The organism is Lelliottia sp. (assembly GCF_045627565.1).
Classification (GTDB): Bacteria; Pseudomonadota; Gammaproteobacteria; order Enterobacterales; family Enterobacteriaceae; genus Enterobacter.
The window spans coordinates 85,624-101,766 of sequence record NZ_JAZQNX010000026.1 but is presented as its reverse complement, the minus strand read 5'-3'; the positions used below and the strand labels follow the sequence as shown (position 1 = coordinate 101,766).

Below are 16,143 nucleotides of genomic sequence, written 5' to 3'. Positions count from 1 at the left end.
TACCGACGTACCATGTTATTCGCCGAACATCTCGCCCACCATCGCGTCCGCCAGCCTTTTCGCCGAACACAATCGCGGCATGCCAAGCGCCACCGTTTGCCAGCTCTGCGTCACCGACCAGCTCACCGGATGACGGTCCACATGACACCAGTCCCCCAGCCAGCCGAGCATATCTTTATGATCCATTAAACCCGGCGATACCGGCGTGGCGAGCCATTGATGGTAAAAATGACGTGTTGTTGGGGCAGCATTAATGCCCTGAGCAAGATAGTTCGCTGCCAGGCTGCGCAAATTGTCCTTCAGCATCGCCGCGACATCATCATTCGCCAGACGGCAGGCATCACCAAATGCCCCCCAGCGCAGCTCTTCCAGCGCGACATAACACCGTCCCGCCAGCGACCAGCCATCGTATTGGCCCGCCCGCCAGTGGTTAAAGATTTGCTCGCTGTGTTCGCCCGCCTGCACCGTCAAGCCACGCTGTGACAACGCTTTTTCTTTATAGGCCGCGCGCTGGTGAAAATAGGAAGAGAGATCGTCATATTGCTGTATCAATCCCAGAGAGTGTTGCTTGGGACGGTTAGTTTGCTGGCGCAGAGAGGTTAATTTGTCGGTCATACGCGTCAAGGCCAGGTGTCCAGGATCGAACATACCGGCCAGTTTTTCCGCCAGACCCAGCCGCAGGGCAGCATTTTCGCTGAACATTCCCGTCATCGCCCAGGGTCGAAGCTTCGTCTGAGTCATGATCTCCTGGGCTAAACGCTCACGAAACTGCTGCTGCTGAGGCACCAGCGGAGTGAGACGCACCGCGTCCACTCCTTGCACCAAATCAACCATAAATTTGGGATGAATACACTCTAACGTCCGCCCGGGACCGTCCAGCAATGGAGTTGTCATGTTTGCTCTGCCGCGAATAAAGTTTGAATATCATCGCGTAACAATCGGGTATCTTCCTGAATCCACGTCGCAGTTGTAATACATTGCTGCAACAGCTGGCTGAGCGCTCTGGTTGAATGCTCATTTTGCTGCCGCACTGCGAGGCTATCACGCAAGCTTTCCTGTAAACCGGTGAGGCATAACGAGAATTCCGCAAAAAACGTTGCCATGCCTGCCGTAACAGAAACATCGACCTGCGCCACCAAAGCTTTATAGATTTGTTCACAAAATTGATCAATATGTTCTTTGATTCGCGTATGAAGCTGCGCGACGTCAATGACGTATCGCGTGCGCGTCACCACGCAATCTTCCCAGCCCCAGCCCGGATTGTTTAGCCAGCGTGAAACCGTTTCGCGCACGCTGCTGGAACCAGAGATCTCACCGGCGGGACGATTTTCTGAGGCAATCGCGTCGTTGAACAGCCCGCGCGTGTTGAAGTTGAGCTGACTGGCCTGGAACGCCGGGAAGCTAATCCGCGCCCGAAATCCAGCGTGGCTTAACTCTTCCTTGATGCGTTTCTCAATCGGACGCATCGCCTCGTTTAAGGATCGCGCCAGCGTCGACTCAAGCTGATCAAAGCGCAACGCCAGCTCGCGGCTGATTTTGCCCTGTGCGTCCAGCATCACGAGTTCACAGGATGAACGGATTTTGCTCAGCACAATCTGCGCCTGGCCTTCGTCATCGAGCACCAGTTGCCCCATGTCGTGTTGCGCCCCGTTTCGCAAATTCATGCGGTCAATGCCGGCCAAATCGAGAATGTTATCGCCGTCAAAAATATGGCTAATCGCCTGCTGGATCTGGTTTTTCTGATGAGTGATAAACGTTTGTGCTGCATCCAGTGCCTGCTCGACTTCGTGTCCGACTTCGTCGCTCACCACATCCTGACGCATCTGAAGCAGCGCCATATCCTCTTCCAGACGCGAAATATTCAACTCCAGCTCATCAAAGGCGACTGTCAGCCCCTGATAGCGGAAATCCAGATATTCACGGGCGTTCTGCGCATAGTTGAGGAGCTTATGGGACGCCGAGCGCAACGCATACAGCGACGCGTTGGCATACGCGGCATAAATCAGTTTGCGAATCGGCTGCTCAAACAGCGAATCTTCCCACAGCAGATCGGCGGCATGGCGAATATGTTCTACGTCATCCAGATCCGCCGTGCGCCAGCGACGTCCCAGCGCGGCTTCGGCAAAATCTTGCACCCAGCGCTGTTCCTGATGATCCGGCAAACGGCCATTGTTGGCGATTTCAAAGCGCGCACGATTCGCCAGATAGGCCCACATCGAGGAGACGGGATAAATCTGCCCCGGTGAAATATTGCCTTTCATCAGCGTGCCGGAAATCATCGCCCGCACCTGTTCTTCATCGTCGCTATTGCGGTCTTTCTGATCGAATTTATTGACCAGCGCGTACAGCGGCACTGATTTGCCCACCGCCGAAATCGCCTGCCGCACCTCTTCATCGGAAATCGATTTAAGCTGGGTGTAATCCATCACTGCCAGCACCGCCGAGGAGCGCGCCAGCTGCTCGTTGAGCATTTTTTGCAGATGCGGTTGCCCGGCTTCATTCGGCCCCGGCGTGTCCAGCAGCGTCAGTTGCCCAAGGTGAGAATCCATGCCCGCGAGGTGGACAAACTCCACTTCAATCACCGGAATATGCTCAATCGCGGTGTATTCAGTAAACGGAAAATCAACGCCTAACGCTTGAGAGAGCCGCACTAAATCATTCAGGCTTTTCAAACACTGAAAAATAGGCTCCGCGCCAAGATAATGTTTTTCGAAGGCTTGACCTTGTTCAATGCGCCCGAGCAACGCATTCATGTCTTTATCAATTTCGAGGCGCTGCGTCAGCTTGCCGCGATCGTGATTACACAGTTTTTCCTGCAATTGTTTAATCAGCGTGTCGATCGGTGAAACATGGGCAAAATGCAGCACCGGCTCTTTTTGCCCCGGCGTGTGGCGGATCATCGTCGGCAGCGCGGTCATTGGACGATTACGGTTGGGTAAGACTTCCGTGCCGACAATCGCATTAATCGTGGTCGATTTCCCGGCCTTCATCGTGCCAACAATGGCCAGCACCATCTCAAGACGGGTTATTTTTCGTAATTCGTTATTCAGCATCGACAGCTGGGTTTCAACACCCCGGGTGCTGAAGTGCAAAGGCAGCACATTATTGCTGACACCGGTTATTGCTGCAGTAGTGCTATCCATTGCCGCAATCGGCATTGATTTCAAGGCATCAAGATTCTGTAAAGCAAGTTGTAGCAGCCGCTCGGCTTCCTGGCTCAATTCAAATATTGTTTGTGTGTGCATGATAAAAGCCTTTCCTTAACGCAAATTTATTACTTTTATTAAGCCAGATAGTTTTAATAATGAAATTTCGGCTTTATTGATTACGCGTGGAAATTAGGTTCATTGAATATAAGCGTCTGATGACAAAACAAATATAATCTGTTTGCAGCGTAGAGCGCTCGTACACTCCTCTCGGCTAGAAAAGCCGAAAGATAATGAGCGTAGACCATTTTTATGGAGCTATAGGATATATCAAAGTAATTTACCCACCTAAAAAGAGAGGTAATTCCCGGTCACCAAAGAAGAAGTGGCAAATCCGGTTGCGGTTGCTAAATAACAACAGCGCACCTCACCTTATCCGAAATGTCAGTACCTGGCAATTTGCGCAATAAAATATTCTATATATTTCATCGCGATGTTTATCTCTTAAGCACGCTGTTAGCATCGCTTAACTGACTGACAGGAAATGTCACTCCAGATGCGGTGTTTTATTTATTTTTTAAAAAAAGAATATCACCGACAAAAGTGGGGGCTTACGCTATACTTGACGCCTTTTTCGGCAAACTGCCGTGTTTTGGCTGGCGCTTTCCAGCCCCGTTCGCACTTTTAGAGGATACCGATATGTCTCTTCCACACTGTCCAAAATGTAATTCCGAATACACCTACGAAGATAACGGCATGTTCATTTGCCCTGAATGCGCCCATGAATGGAATGACGTAGAAACATCGCAAGATAGCGATGCGCTGATCGTAAAAGACGCCAACGGTAATCTGTTGGTCGATGGCGATAACGTCACCGTCGTAAAAGACCTGAAAGTAAAAGGCAGTTCTTCCATGCTGAAAATCGGCACAAAGGTGAAGAATATTCGTCTGGTTGAAGGCGACCATAATATTGACTGCAAAATTGACGGCTTCGGCCCAATGAAGCTCAAATCAGAATTCGTTAAAAAGAACTGATTTGTCTGCCCGGTAGCGCTTAGCTTACCGGGCAGACTGGAACTACACTTATTGAGCTTCTCTTACCTGAGGTAATGATTATGCCGTTAAGTCCCTACATCTCTTTCGCCGGAAACTGTGCAGAGGCCACCGCCTTTTATCAGCAAACGCTCGGCGCAGAACTCCTCTACAAAATCACCTTCGGCGAAATGCCCAAAGACGAGCACAGCGAAGACGGCTGCCCTTCCGGCATGTCATTCCCTGACTCCGCCATTGCCCATTCCAACGTCCGCATCGCCGGGAACGATATTATGATGAGCGACGGCCTGCCCGGAGACAAAGCCCAGTACGCAGGCTTTACGCTGGTGCTCGACACGCAGGATGTGTCAGAAGGCAAACGCTGGTTCGATAATCTCGCCGAGGGCGGCAAGATTGACATGGCGTGGCAGGAAACCTTCTGGGCGTACGGCTTCGGTAAAGTCACCGACAAATATGGCGTTCCGTGGATGATTAACGTCGTTAAACAGCAGTAGCAGGCTGGCGGAGGCCGCGTGCTTCCGCCTGTCATCCCTTTCACCTCAACTCTTCAAACTCCCGCAACCAATACTTAACCCAAATGTCACATTAATCCGCCAGCATGAGGCCACATTTATCGTGAGGCCCAGCACATGCAAACTGTCATCCGCGTCGAGAAACTGAGCAAGACCTTTCATCACAATAAGGCCCTGCATGCCGTTGATCTGACCGTCGAGAAAGGCGAAATGGTGGCGCTGTTGGGGCCTTCCGGTTCAGGCAAATCCACGCTTCTGCGCCATCTGAGCGGCTTAATCACCGGGGATAAAACGCCTGAAAGCCACGTCGAACTGCTGGGAAATACCGTGCAGCGCGCGGGCCGTCTGGCAGGCGACATCCGTAAAAGCCGCGCGCAAACCGGCTACATCTTCCAACAGTTCAACCTGGTAAACCGCCTGACGGTGATGGAAAACGTACTGATCGGCGCGCTCGGCAGCACCCCTTTCTGGCGCACCTGTCTGCGCTGGTTTTCACCCGTTCAAAAACAGCACGCTCTTCAGGCGCTGACCCGCGTTGGCATGGCGCATTTCGCCCACCAGCGCGTCTCCACGCTGTCCGGTGGACAACAGCAGCGCGTGGCGATTGCCCGGGCGCTGATGCAAAAAGCCAAAGTGATTCTGGCCGATGAACCCATTGCCTCTCTCGATCCGGAATCTGCCCGCATCGTGATGGAAACCCTACGCGACATTAACCAGAACGACGGCATCACCGTGGTCGTGACGCTGCATCAGGTGGATTACGCCCTGCGCTACTGCGAGCGCATCGTCGCCCTGCGTCAGGGACACGTGTTTTACGACGGCTCAAGCCAGGCCTTTGATAACGACCGTTTTGACCATCTCTACCGCGGCATTACCCGCGTCGAAGAGAATGCACAGGCTGCTTAACGCACACAAAAAGACCAGGCTGCCCCATGAAATAGCCTGGAACATTGCCCAAGTGAGGAAGATAGATGAGCTATAAAGCCGTTGCCGCGCTGGCTTTCACCAGCATGTTCAGTATCAGCACCCTGTTAAGCCCGGCGTACGCCGAAGAACAGGAAAAAGTGCTGAACTTTGGCATTATTTCGACCGAATCACAGCAAAACCTGAAGCCCCAGTGGGAACCGTTCCTGAAAGATATGGAAACCAAACTGGGGATCAAAGTGAACGCCTTCTTCGCGCCGGATTACGCGGGGATAATCCAGGGCATGCGCTTTAACAAAGTGGATATCGCCTGGTACGGCAACCTCTCCGCCATGGAAGCGGTGGATCGTGCTAACGGCCAAGTCTTTGCACAGACCGTCGCCGCTGACGGTTCTCCGGGTTACTGGAGCGTACTGATTGTTAACAAAGATAGCCCAATCAATAACCTCAATGACATGCTCGCCAGGCGCAAAGATCTGACGTTTGGGAACGGCGATCCGAACTCAACGTCCGGTTTCCTCGTCCCAGGCTACTACGTCTTTGCCAAAAACAATATCTCCACCAGCGAATTCAAACGCACCGTCAACGCGGGACATGAAACCAACGCGCTGGCTGTCGCCAATAAACAGGTCGATGTTGCCACCAACAACACCGAAAACCTCGACAAGCTGAAAACCTCCGCGCCCGAAAAACTGAAACAGCTGAAGGTTATCTGGAAATCACCGCTGATCCCTGGCGACCCGATCGTGTGGCGTAAAAACCTCTCCGAAGGTACCAAGGACAAGGTGTACGACTTCTTTATGAATTACGGCAAAACGCCAGAAGAGAAAACCGTGCTGGAACGCCTGGGCTGGGCACCGTTCCGCGCCTCCAGCGACCTGCAGCTGGTGCCGATTCGCCAGCTCGCGCTGTTTAAGCAGATGCAGAGTGTGAAGGATAACAAAGGCCTGAGTACGGAAGAGAAGACCAGCAAAGTGTCCGGCCTGCAGGCGCAACTGGAAGATCTCGACCGTCTGACCGCCGCCCTGAGCGCGATGACCAGCGTGAATAAAGCGGTGCAGTAACACAAGTCCCCTCTCCCTTGAGGGAGAGGGAGAACAGATTAAGGAGCCAACATGCAAACCATCACCGTTCCACCGCCAAAGCGCAGCTGGTTCTCGCTGATCAGTTGGGCCATTTTGCTGGCGGTCCTGGTCGTCTCCTGGAAGGGCGCGGAAATGAACCCGCTGATGCTCATTCAGGACTCCGGCAACATGGCGACCTTCGCCGCCGACTTCTTCCCGCCAGACTTTAGCCAGTGGAAGGATTACCTCAGCGAAATGGCGGTCACCATGCAAATCGCTGTCTGGGGTACCGCGCTCGCGGTAATTCTCTCAATTCCATTTGGCCTGATGAGCGCCGAAAACATCGTGCCGTGGTGGGTTTACCAGCCGATGCGCCGCCTGATGGACGCTTGCCGCGCCATCAACGAAATGGTGTTTGCGATGCTGTTCGTGGTCGCCGTCGGCCTTGGTCCTTTCGCGGGCGTCATGGCGCTGTTTATCCACACCACCGGCGTGCTCTCGAAGCTACTTTCTGAAGCGGTCGAAGCCATTGAACCCGGCCCCGTCGAAGGCATCCGCGCAACGGGTGCCAATAAAATCGAAGAAATTCTCTACGGCGTGCTGCCCCAGGTAATGCCGCTGCTGATCTCCTACTCACTCTACCGTTTTGAATCCAACGTGCGCTCCGCCACGGTGGTCGGCATGGTTGGCGCAGGCGGAATCGGCGTCACGCTCTGGGAAGCAATCCGCGGCTTCCAGTTCCAACAAACCTGCGCGTTGATGGTGTTAATCATCATTACCGTCAGCCTGCTGGATTTTCTGTCTCAACGTTTGCGTAAGCACTTCATCTAAGTTGCGAGGCATTGATTGTTATGCACTTATCCAGACATCCGACCAGTTACCCAACCCGCTGGCAAGAGATTGCCGCAAAGCTCGAAGTGGAGCTGCGCACCCACTACCGCTGCGGGGATTTTTTGCCTGCCGAGCAACAGCTCGCCGACCGCTATGAAGTCAACCGCCACACCCTGCGCCGCGCCATTGACCAGTTGGTCGAGCGCGGCTGGGTACAGCGCCGTCAGGGCGTGGGGGTGCTGGTCCTGATGCGTCCGTTCGACTACCCGCTCAATTCCCAGGCGCGCTTTAGCCAGAATTTACTCGATCAGGGCAGCCACCCGACCAGCGAAAAACTGCTCTCGGTGCTGCGCCCGGCCTCCAGCCATATCGCCGATGCGCTGGGGATTCAGGAGGGAAATAACGTGGTGCATCTGCGCACGCTGCGTCGCGTTAATGGCGTGGCGGTTTGTCAGATCGACCACTACTTCGCTGACCTCGCCCTGTGGCCGATTCTGCAAAATTTCTCCAGCGGCTCGCTGCATGATTTTCTGTTTGAGTCGACCGGGATCGCGCTCAAACGCACCCAGACGCGGATCAGCGCCCGTCGCGCGCAGGCCAAAGAGAGCAAAGTGCTGGAGATCCCCAACATGGCCCCGCTGCTCTGCGTGCGCACCCTTAACCATCGTGACGGCGAGATCAACGCGACGGAATACTCCGTCAGCCTGACCCGCGCCGACATGATCGAATTCACCATGGAGCACTGAATGCATTTCACCCTCTCCACTCGCCAGCGCTGGATGAGCGTGCTCGCGCACAGCCAGCCCGCCGCGCTACAGGCACACATGCATCGGCTGAATATCACTGCGGACTATGAGTCGATCCGCGCGCCCGAAATCGGTCTGGTACAGATCCAGGCACGAATGGGCGGCACCGGCGCACGTTTTTTTGCCGGTGACGCCACGCTGACCCGCGCGGTGATTCGTCTCACCAGCGGGACGCTCGGCTACAGCTATCTGCTCGGGCGCAACAAAGACCACGCCGAGCGGTGCGCCGTTATCGACGCGTTGCTGCAAGAACAACCCCATTTCCAGACCCTAATGGAAACCTTAATTGCCCCGCTGGAAGCCGATCGCGCCGCACGTATCGCCGCGCGTCAGGCCGAAGTGAACACCAGCCGGGTCGACTTCTTTACGCTCGTTCGCGGAGATAACGCATGACTCTCAAACCCGCTTTTACGCTGCCCGTGCAGGATGCCCAACACAGTTTTCGTCGTCTGCTCAAAGCCATGAGCGAGCCGGGCGTGATTGTCTCCCTGCATCAACTCACCCACGGCTGGCAGCCGCTGAATCTCGCCACCACCAGCGTGCTGCTGACGCTCGCTGACAGCGACACACCCGTATGGCTTTCCACCAGCCTGCAAAACGATATTGCCAGCCAGAACCTGCGTTTTCACACCAGCGCACCGTTGGTCGATCAGCCGCAGCAGGCGTTGTTCGCCGTCGCAGATGAAAAAATCAGCCACGAGCAACTGAACGCGCTTTCCGAAGGCTCGGCCGTCGCGCCGGAAACCAGCGCCACGCTGATTTTGCAGGTCTCAAGCCTGAGCGGCGGCCGCATGCTGCGCCTGACGGGTGCCGGGATTGCCGATGAACGCATGGTCGCGCCACAGCTGCCGGAATGCATCATTCATGAACTCACCGAGCGTCCGCATCCGTTCCCGCTGGGTATCGATTTGATCCTCACCTGCGGCGAGCGCCTGCTGGCGATTCCGCGGACCACGCATGTCGAGGTGTGCTGATGTACGTCGCCGTCAAAGGGGGCGAAAAGGCGATAGCCGCCGCCCATGCGTTGCAGGAATCCAGACGACGCGGCGATGAAGCGCTGCCCGAGCTGGACGTCGCCCAAATAGAACAGCAGCTCAATCTCGCCGTCGACCGCGTGATGACCGAAGGCGGCATTGCCGACCGCGAGCTGGCAGCACTGGCGCTGAAACAGGCCAGCGGCGATAACGTCGAAGCCATTTTCCTGCTGCGCGCCTACCGCACGACGCTGGCAAAACTGGCGGTGAGCGAGCCGATTAACACCACCGAGATGCGCCTTGAGCGCCGAATCTCGGCGGTCTACAAAGATATCCCTGGCGGCCAACTGCTGGGCCCGACCTACGATTACACCCATCGCCTGCTGGATTTCACCCTGCTGGCAAACGGAGAAATCCCTGCGCTGCAAACCCGCGACGCCGAGCACGCGTCGTCCCCGCACGTGTTTAGCCTGCTGGCGAATCAGGGGCTGGCGAAAGCGGAAGAAGATTCGGGCGCCACGCCCGATGACGTGACCCGCACGCCACCGGTTTATCCCTGCTCACGTTCGTCACGCCTGCAACAGCTGATGCGCGGCGACGAAGGTTATCTGCTGGCGATGGCCTATTCCACACAGCGCGGCTACGGGCGCAATCACCCGTTCGCGGCGGAAATTCGCAGTGGTCAGGTGGATATCGAAATTGTGCCAGAAGAGCTTGGTTTTGCGGTGAACGTCGGCGAATTGCTGCTCACTGAGTGCGAAATGGTCAACGGATTTGTCGCGCCAGCACAGGAAGATCCGCATTTTACGCGCGGCTACGGGCTGGTGTTTGGCATGGGCGAACGCAAAGCGATGGCAATGGCGCTGGTTGACCGCGCGCTACAGGCCCCCGATTACGACGAGAACATTGCGGGTCCGGCGCAGGACGAAGAGTTTGTGCTGGCGCACGCGGATAACGTCGAGGCGGCGGGCTTTGTCTCGCACCTCAAACTGCCTCACTACGTCGATTTCCAGGCCGAGCTGGAACTGCTGAAACGTCTGCAACGGGAGCGCAAAAATGGCTAATCTCAGCGGGTATAACTTTGCTTATCTGGACGAGCAAACCAAGCGCATGATCCGCCGCGCCATCTTAAAAGCGGTAGCTATTCCCGGCTATCAGGTGCCGTTTGGTGGCCGTGAAATGCCGATGCCTTACGGCTGGGGAACCGGCGGAATTCAGCTTACCGCCAGCGTGATTGGCGAGACGGACGTGCTGAAGGTGATCGATCAGGGCGCAGACGATACCACCAATGCCGTGTCGATCCGCAACTTCTTCAAGCGCGTCACGGGCGTGAACACCACCGAAAAAACCGAAGACGCCACGCTCATTCAGACCCGCCATCGCATCCCGGAAACGCCGCTGAGCGACGATCAAATTTTGATTTTCCAGGTGCCGATCCCGGAACCGTTGCGCTTTATCGAGCCGCGCGAAACCGAAACCCGCACCATGCACGCCCTGGAAGAGTACGGCGTGATGCAGGTGAAACTGTACGAAGACATCGCCCGCTTCGGCCATATCGCCACCACCTACGCCTATCCGGTGAAAGTGAACGGGCGCTACGTGATGGACCCGTCGCCCATCCCGAAATTCGATAATCCGAAAATGGACATGATGCCCGCGCTCCAGCTGTTTGGTGCGGGACGCGAAAAGCGCATCTACGCCGTGCCGCCGTATACCCGCGTGGAGAGTCTCGATTTTGACGATCACCCGTTCACGGTGCAGGAGTGGGACGAGCCGTGCGCTCTCTGCGGCTCCAAACACAGCTATCTCGACGAAGTGGTGCTGGACGATACGGGCAAACGAATGTTTGTCTGCTCCGACACCGATTTCTGTCGCCAACAGAGCGAGGCGAACGGCCAATGAAACCGCTGCTTTCGGTGAATAATCTGACCCATTTATACGCGCCAGGAAAAGGCTTTAGCGACGTGTCGTTCGAGCTGTGGCCGGGCGAAGTGCTGGGCATTGTCGGTGAATCCGGCTCCGGCAAAACGACGCTGCTGAAATCCATTTCCGCGCGCTTAACGCCGCAAAACGGCGAAATTCGCTATCAGGATGAGCCGCTGTACGGTATGAGCGAAGCCGAGCGCCGCCGTCTGCTGCGCACCGAATGGGGCGTGGTGCATCAGCACCCGATGGACGGACTGCGCCGCCAGGTGTCGGCGGGCGGAAATATTGGTGAACGACTGATGGCCACCGGCGCACGCCATTACGGCAATATCCGCGCCACCGCCCAGCAGTGGCTGGAGGAGGTGGAAATCCCCGCATCGCGCATTGATGACCTGCCGACCACGTTTTCCGGCGGGATGCAGCAGCGTCTGCAAATTGCCCGCAACCTGGTGACCCATCCCAAACTGGTGTTTATGGATGAGCCAACCGGTGGGCTGGACGTTTCGGTCCAGGCGCGGCTGCTGGATTTACTGCGCGGCCTGGTGGTGGAACTGGATCTCGCGGTGGTGATTGTGACCCACGATTTAGGCGTGGCGCGTCTGCTGGCGGATCGTTTGCTGGTAATGAAGCAGGGCCAGGTGGTGGAAAGTGGTTTAACTGACCGCGTGCTCGACGATCCGCATCACCCCTACACGCAGCTGCTGGTGTCATCCGTTTTGCAGAACTAAGAGGTCAACATGATCCGCGTAGAAAATGTCAGTAAAACCTTTGTGCTCCACCAACAAAACGGCGTGCGCCTGCCGGTCCTGCAAAACGCCTCGCTCGAGGTAAACGGCGGCGAATGTGTGGTGCTGCACGGTCATTCCGGCAGTGGAAAATCGACGCTTTTGCGCTCGCTGTACGCCAACTATTTGCCCGACGAAGGACATATTCATATTCGCCACGGTGATGAATGGGTGGATCTGGTGCAGGCCCCGGCGCGCAAAGTACTGGAAGTGCGTCGGGCGACGATCGGCTGGGTGAGCCAGTTCCTGCGGGTGATCCCGCGGATCTCTGCCCTCGACGTGGTGATGCAGCCGCTGCTGGATCTGGGCGTGCCGCGCGAAGCGTGCGCCGCGAAGGCCGCGAATTTGCTGACGCGCCTGAACGTACCGGAACGCCTGTGGCATCTCGCGCCATCGACGTTTTCCGGCGGGGAGCAGCAGCGCGTGAATATCGCGCGCGGGTTTATCGTCGATTACCCCATTTTACTGCTCGATGAGCCGACCGCCTCGCTGGACGCCAAAAACAGCGCCGCCGTCGTCGAACTAATCGAACATGCCAAAACGCGGGGCGCAGCGATCGTCGGGATCTTCCACGACGCTACGGTGCGCGATCGCGTGGCGGATCGTTTGCATGCCATGGGAGTCGCGCCATGATTATCAATAACGTCAAACTGGTGCTGGAAAACGAGGTCGTCGAGGGATCGATTGAAGTCCAGGACGGCGAAATCCGCGCCTTTGCCGAAACGCAAAGCCGAACGCCTGCGGCGATGGACGGCGAAGGCGGCTGGCTGATGCCGGGGCTTATCGAACTGCACACCGATAACCTCGACAAATTCTTCACGCCGCGCCCGAAGGTGGACTGGCCCGCCCATTCGGCGATGAGCAGCCACGACGCGCTGATGGTCGCCAGCGGGATCACCACCGTGCTGGACGCGGTGGCGATTGGCGATGTGCGTGACGGCGGCGATCGTCTGGAAAACCTCGAGAAGATGATTAACGCGGTGGAAGATACACAGAAGCGCGGCCTGAATCGCGCTGAGCACCGCCTGCATCTGCGCTGCGAACTGCCGCATCACACCACACTGCCGCTGTTTGAAAAGCTGGTCGGGCGCGAACCGGTGTCGCTGGTGTCGCTAATGGATCACTCGCCGGGTCAGCGCCAGTTCGCCAATATTGAAAAGTATCGTGAATATTATCAGGGCAAATATTCGCTCAGCGATGATGAAATGGCGCGCTACGAAGAGGAACAGCTGGCGCTGGCCGCGCAGTGGTCGCAGCCGAACCGGCTGTCGATTGCCGCGATGTGCCGCGAGCGCAATATTGCCCTCGCGAGCCACGACGACGCCACGCACGATCATGTACTCGAGTCCCATCAGCGAGGCTGCGTGATCGCCGAATTTCCCACCACGTTCGAAGCCGCAGAAGCCTCCCGCAAGCACGGGATGAACGTCCTGATGGGCGCGCCCAATATCGTGCGCGGCGGCTCGCATTCCGGCAACGTTGCCGCCAGCCAGCTCGCCTCGCTCGGGCTGCTGGATATTCTCTCGTCCGACTACTATCCCGCCAGCCTGCTGGATGCGGCTTTCCGCGTTGCCGACGACGCAGGTAACCGCTTTACCCTGCCGCAGGCGATTCGTCTGGTGACCAAAAACCCGGCGGATGCACTGAACCTACAGGATCGCGGCGTCATCGGTGAAGGCAAACGCGCCGACCTGGTGCTGGCGCATCGCAAAGGCGAGCATGTTCATATTGACCACGTCTGGCGTCAGGGAAAAAGGGTGTTCTGATGGGAAAACTGATCTGGCTAATGGGGCCGTCCGGCTCCGGAAAAGACAGCCTGCTGACGGCGCTGCGCCAGCAGGAACATACGCGGCTGTTAGTGGCGCATCGTTACATTACCCGTGCGGCCAATGCAGGCAGCGAGAACCATATCGCCCTGAGCGAGCAGGAATTTTTTACCCGCGCCGGGCAAAATTTACTGGCACTGAGCTGGCACGCGAACGGCTTTTATTACGGCGTCGGCGTGGAGATCGACCTGTGGCTGCACGCGGGATTTGACGTGCTGGTGAACGGTTCGCGCGCCCATTTGCAACAGGCGCGCGCCCGGTACGAACAGGCGCTGCTGCCGGTCTGTTTGCAGGTCTCCCCTGACGTGCTGCGTCATCGCCTGCAAAATCGAGGCCGGGAAACTGCGCGTGAGATTGACGAGCGGCTGGAGCGCGCCGCACGCTATACGCCATCCGATTGTCATCTCCTCAATAACGACGGAAGTTTGCTACAGTCAGTCGATAATTTAATCGCGCTTATTCGCCAGAAGGAAAAACGCCATGCCTGCCTGTGAACTCCGTCCCGCCACCCCTGAAGATGCTCAGGCCGTTTACGGCCTGATTTGCGAACTCAAACAGGCGGAATTCGATCGTGACGCCTTTCTGGCGGGCTTTCTCGCCAATCTTCAGGATCGCAACATGCATTATCAACTGGCGGATCTGAATGGACAGACCGTCGGCATGATTGGCCTGCATCTGCAATTTCACCTCCATCACGTTAACTGGATCGGCGAAATTCAGGAGCTGGTGGTACTGCCGCAGGCACGCGGTCTGAAGGTCGGTAGCCAGCTGCTGACCTGGGCTGAAGACGAAGCGCGCAAAGTGGGTGCGGAGATGACGGAGCTGTCGACCAGCGTGAAGCGCGTCGATGCCCACCGTTTTTATCTTCGCGAAGGGTATGCCCAGAGCCACTATAGATTCACCAAACCTCTGTAAGGAGGCGCTATGAGTTTGACGATTACGCTGACGGGAACGGGCGGCGCGCAGCTGGTGCCGGTCTTTGGCTGCGACTGCGCGGCGTGTCGTCGGGCGCGATTACAGGAGGCTCATCGCCGTCGCCCGTGCAGTGCGGCGGTCAAATTCAACGACGCGGTGACGCTGCTGGACGCAGGCATTCCGCATCTGATGGATGACTGGCCGGCGGGCAGTTTTCAGCAGTTTTTGCTGACGCATTACCATATGGATCACGTCCAGGGGCTTTTCCCGCTGCGCTGGGGTGTGGGCGCGACCATTCCCGTTTACGGCCCGCCGGACGACGCGGGCTGCGACGATCTGTTTAAACATCCCGGTATTCTGGATTTCAGCCACACAGTAGAACCCTTTGTGATGTTCGAACTCCAGGGTTTGCGGGTGACGCCGCTGCCGCTGAACCACTCTAAGCTGACGTTTGGCTATCTGCTGGAAAGCGCGCACAGCCGCATGGCGTGGCTGTCTGACACCGCCGGGCTGCCGGAAAAAACGGTAAAATTTCTGCTCAACAACCAACCGCAGTGCATCGTTATCGATTGCAGCCACGCGCCGCGCGAGGAAACGCCGCGCAATCATGGCGATCTGAACACGGTTATCGCACTCAATGAGGTGATTGGCTGCCCGCAGGTAATTTTGACCCACATCAGCCACCAGTTTGACGTGTGGTTAATGGATAACCCGTTGCCAGACGGGTTTGAAGCGGGGTACGACGGGATGGTTTTGGTGCTGGATTGACACCACTTCACTGTCACTTCACTTACGCTGTTTATGCTCCCCTTCAAATGACTATCTGAAGGGGACTTTCATGACCAAAACACGCCGTATTTTCCATCACGCCTGCTGGTTTGCTTTACTGGGACCGCATCTCGGCGTCCCTGTTACCTTCACCGGCGAACTGCTCACCAATCACCGCTCGGCGGAAAACCTCTTGCTGCAAATCGTCCTGAATTTTCCGTTTTTTATGGCCGTGACGTGGTTTCTGGGAGGGGTTTCTGCCCTGCTGACCGGGGTCGCCGCAGCCTGTCTTCCGCCGCAAATTTATCAGCACGCCTGGCATAGAACACTCGCCTGTGGGGCAATGGGTTCAGTGATTGCAACGCTTTACGGGCTGATTTATTCAGGCTCCGTCGATTCAGTGATTTTCTGGATGGCAACGGGTCCCGGGCTGTTGGCCGGGCTGATCATGGGCAGGTTTGTGCCTTATCTTCCTGGCCGCGGGGATAAAAAATATGTGCGTCCAGCCCTCGTGAAAATCCCAACAGAGAATGCGCAAGCCGAAGTCAAAGAGTAGAGCCTGACCGTTCGCGGTCTGCGCATGAGTGCGGCTCATCCCACGCACTCACTCTCA

Annotated in this window: 19 protein-coding genes; 17 read left to right on the top strand and 2 right to left on the bottom strand. The window is 56.6% G+C overall.

What is annotated here, in order from left to right; translation table 11 throughout:
* Positions 1–15: 15 nt before the first annotated feature.
* Both ACKI5T_RS14500 and crfC read right to left on the bottom strand, forming a co-directional pair.
* Entirely contained in the window at positions 16–894 is an 879-nt protein-coding gene (locus ACKI5T_RS14500) for a diguanylate cyclase regulator RdcB family protein (protein WP_407438318.1), read from the bottom strand.
* Positions 891–3,245: a clamp-binding protein CrfC gene (gene crfC / locus ACKI5T_RS14495; RefSeq protein WP_011915574.1), complete on the bottom strand. Its 2,355-nt coding sequence runs from the start codon at positions 3,243–3,245 to the stop codon at positions 891–893. Before crfC ends, ACKI5T_RS14500 begins: the two co-directional genes overlap by 4 nt.
* Positions 3,246–3,845: 600 nt before the next feature.
* Between crfC and ACKI5T_RS14490 the strand changes: the two genes are divergently transcribed.
* From ACKI5T_RS14490 to ACKI5T_RS14410, 17 genes are all read left to right on the top strand, one after another.
* Positions 3,846–4,181 (top strand): zinc ribbon domain-containing protein YjdM, encoded by a 336-nt coding sequence (locus ACKI5T_RS14490; RefSeq protein WP_407438316.1) that lies wholly within the window; start codon positions 3,846–3,848, stop codon positions 4,179–4,181.
* An 80-nt stretch (positions 4,182–4,261) separates the two neighbouring features.
* Entirely contained in the window at positions 4,262–4,693 is a 432-nt protein-coding gene (yjdN, locus tag ACKI5T_RS14485; RefSeq protein WP_407438314.1) for a VOC family metalloprotein YjdN, read from the top strand.
* Positions 4,694–4,828: 135 nt separating this feature from the next.
* Entirely contained in the window at positions 4,829–5,617 is a 789-nt protein-coding gene (gene phnC, locus ACKI5T_RS14480) for a phosphonate ABC transporter ATP-binding protein (protein ID WP_407438312.1), read from the top strand.
* A gap of 65 nt (positions 5,618–5,682) precedes the next feature.
* Positions 5,683–6,699, top strand: coding sequence for a phosphonate ABC transporter substrate-binding protein (phnD, locus tag ACKI5T_RS14475; protein WP_407438310.1), 1,017 nt, complete (start codon positions 5,683–5,685; stop codon positions 6,697–6,699).
* Positions 6,700–6,750: 51 nt separating this feature from the next.
* Positions 6,751–7,530 (top strand): phosphonate ABC transporter, permease protein PhnE, encoded by a 780-nt coding sequence (gene phnE, locus ACKI5T_RS14470; RefSeq protein ID WP_407438308.1) that lies wholly within the window; start codon positions 6,751–6,753, stop codon positions 7,528–7,530.
* A gap of 20 nt (positions 7,531–7,550) precedes the next feature.
* Complete coding sequence (phnF, locus tag ACKI5T_RS14465; protein WP_407438306.1) at positions 7,551–8,276, top strand: phosphonate metabolism transcriptional regulator PhnF; 726 nt, start codon at positions 7,551–7,553, stop codon at positions 8,274–8,276.
* Positions 8,277–8,729 (top strand): phosphonate C-P lyase system protein PhnG, encoded by a 453-nt coding sequence (phnG, locus tag ACKI5T_RS14460; RefSeq protein WP_407438305.1) that lies wholly within the window; start codon positions 8,277–8,279, stop codon positions 8,727–8,729. It abuts the gene before it with no gap.
* Positions 8,726–9,310: a phosphonate C-P lyase system protein PhnH gene (phnH, locus tag ACKI5T_RS14455; RefSeq protein ID WP_011915566.1), complete on the top strand. Its 585-nt coding sequence runs from the start codon at positions 8,726–8,728 to the stop codon at positions 9,308–9,310. Before phnG ends, phnH begins: the two co-directional genes overlap by 4 nt.
* Positions 9,310–10,374, top strand: a complete 1,065-nt coding sequence (locus ACKI5T_RS14450) for a carbon-phosphorus lyase complex subunit PhnI (protein ID WP_407438303.1) — start codon at positions 9,310–9,312, stop codon at positions 10,372–10,374. Before phnH ends, ACKI5T_RS14450 begins: the two co-directional genes overlap by 1 nt.
* On the top strand, positions 10,367–11,212 hold the full coding sequence (phnJ, locus tag ACKI5T_RS14445; protein ID WP_407438301.1) for an alpha-D-ribose 1-methylphosphonate 5-phosphate C-P-lyase PhnJ: 846 nt from the start codon (positions 10,367–10,369) through the stop codon (positions 11,210–11,212). The genes ACKI5T_RS14450 and phnJ overlap by 8 nt, the downstream gene beginning before the upstream one ends.
* Complete coding sequence (phnK, locus tag ACKI5T_RS14440; RefSeq protein ID WP_407438299.1) at positions 11,209–11,964, top strand: phosphonate C-P lyase system protein PhnK; 756 nt, start codon at positions 11,209–11,211, stop codon at positions 11,962–11,964. Before phnJ ends, phnK begins: the two co-directional genes overlap by 4 nt.
* 9 nt (positions 11,965–11,973) lie before the next feature.
* On the top strand, positions 11,974–12,654 hold the full coding sequence (phnL, locus tag ACKI5T_RS14435) for a phosphonate C-P lyase system protein PhnL (RefSeq protein WP_407438297.1): 681 nt from the start codon (positions 11,974–11,976) through the stop codon (positions 12,652–12,654).
* On the top strand, positions 12,651–13,787 hold the full coding sequence (gene phnM, locus ACKI5T_RS14430) for an alpha-D-ribose 1-methylphosphonate 5-triphosphate diphosphatase (protein ID WP_407438296.1): 1,137 nt from the start codon (positions 12,651–12,653) through the stop codon (positions 13,785–13,787). Before phnL ends, phnM begins: the two co-directional genes overlap by 4 nt.
* Positions 13,784–14,341, top strand: a complete 558-nt coding sequence (phnN, locus tag ACKI5T_RS14425) for a ribose 1,5-bisphosphokinase (RefSeq protein WP_407438534.1) — start codon at positions 13,784–13,786, stop codon at positions 14,339–14,341. Before phnM ends, phnN begins: the two co-directional genes overlap by 4 nt.
* Positions 14,328–14,762: an aminoalkylphosphonate N-acetyltransferase gene (phnO, locus tag ACKI5T_RS14420; RefSeq protein WP_407438295.1), complete on the top strand. Its 435-nt coding sequence runs from the start codon at positions 14,328–14,330 to the stop codon at positions 14,760–14,762. The genes phnN and phnO overlap by 14 nt, the downstream gene beginning before the upstream one ends.
* A 9-nt stretch (positions 14,763–14,771) precedes the next feature.
* On the top strand, positions 14,772–15,530 hold the full coding sequence (gene phnP / locus ACKI5T_RS14415; RefSeq protein WP_407438293.1) for a phosphonate metabolism protein PhnP: 759 nt from the start codon (positions 14,772–14,774) through the stop codon (positions 15,528–15,530).
* 70 nt (positions 15,531–15,600) lie between these two features.
* Positions 15,601–16,086: a hypothetical protein gene (locus tag ACKI5T_RS14410; protein ID WP_407438292.1), complete on the top strand. Its 486-nt coding sequence runs from the start codon at positions 15,601–15,603 to the stop codon at positions 16,084–16,086.
* Positions 16,087–16,143 lie beyond the last annotated feature (57 nt).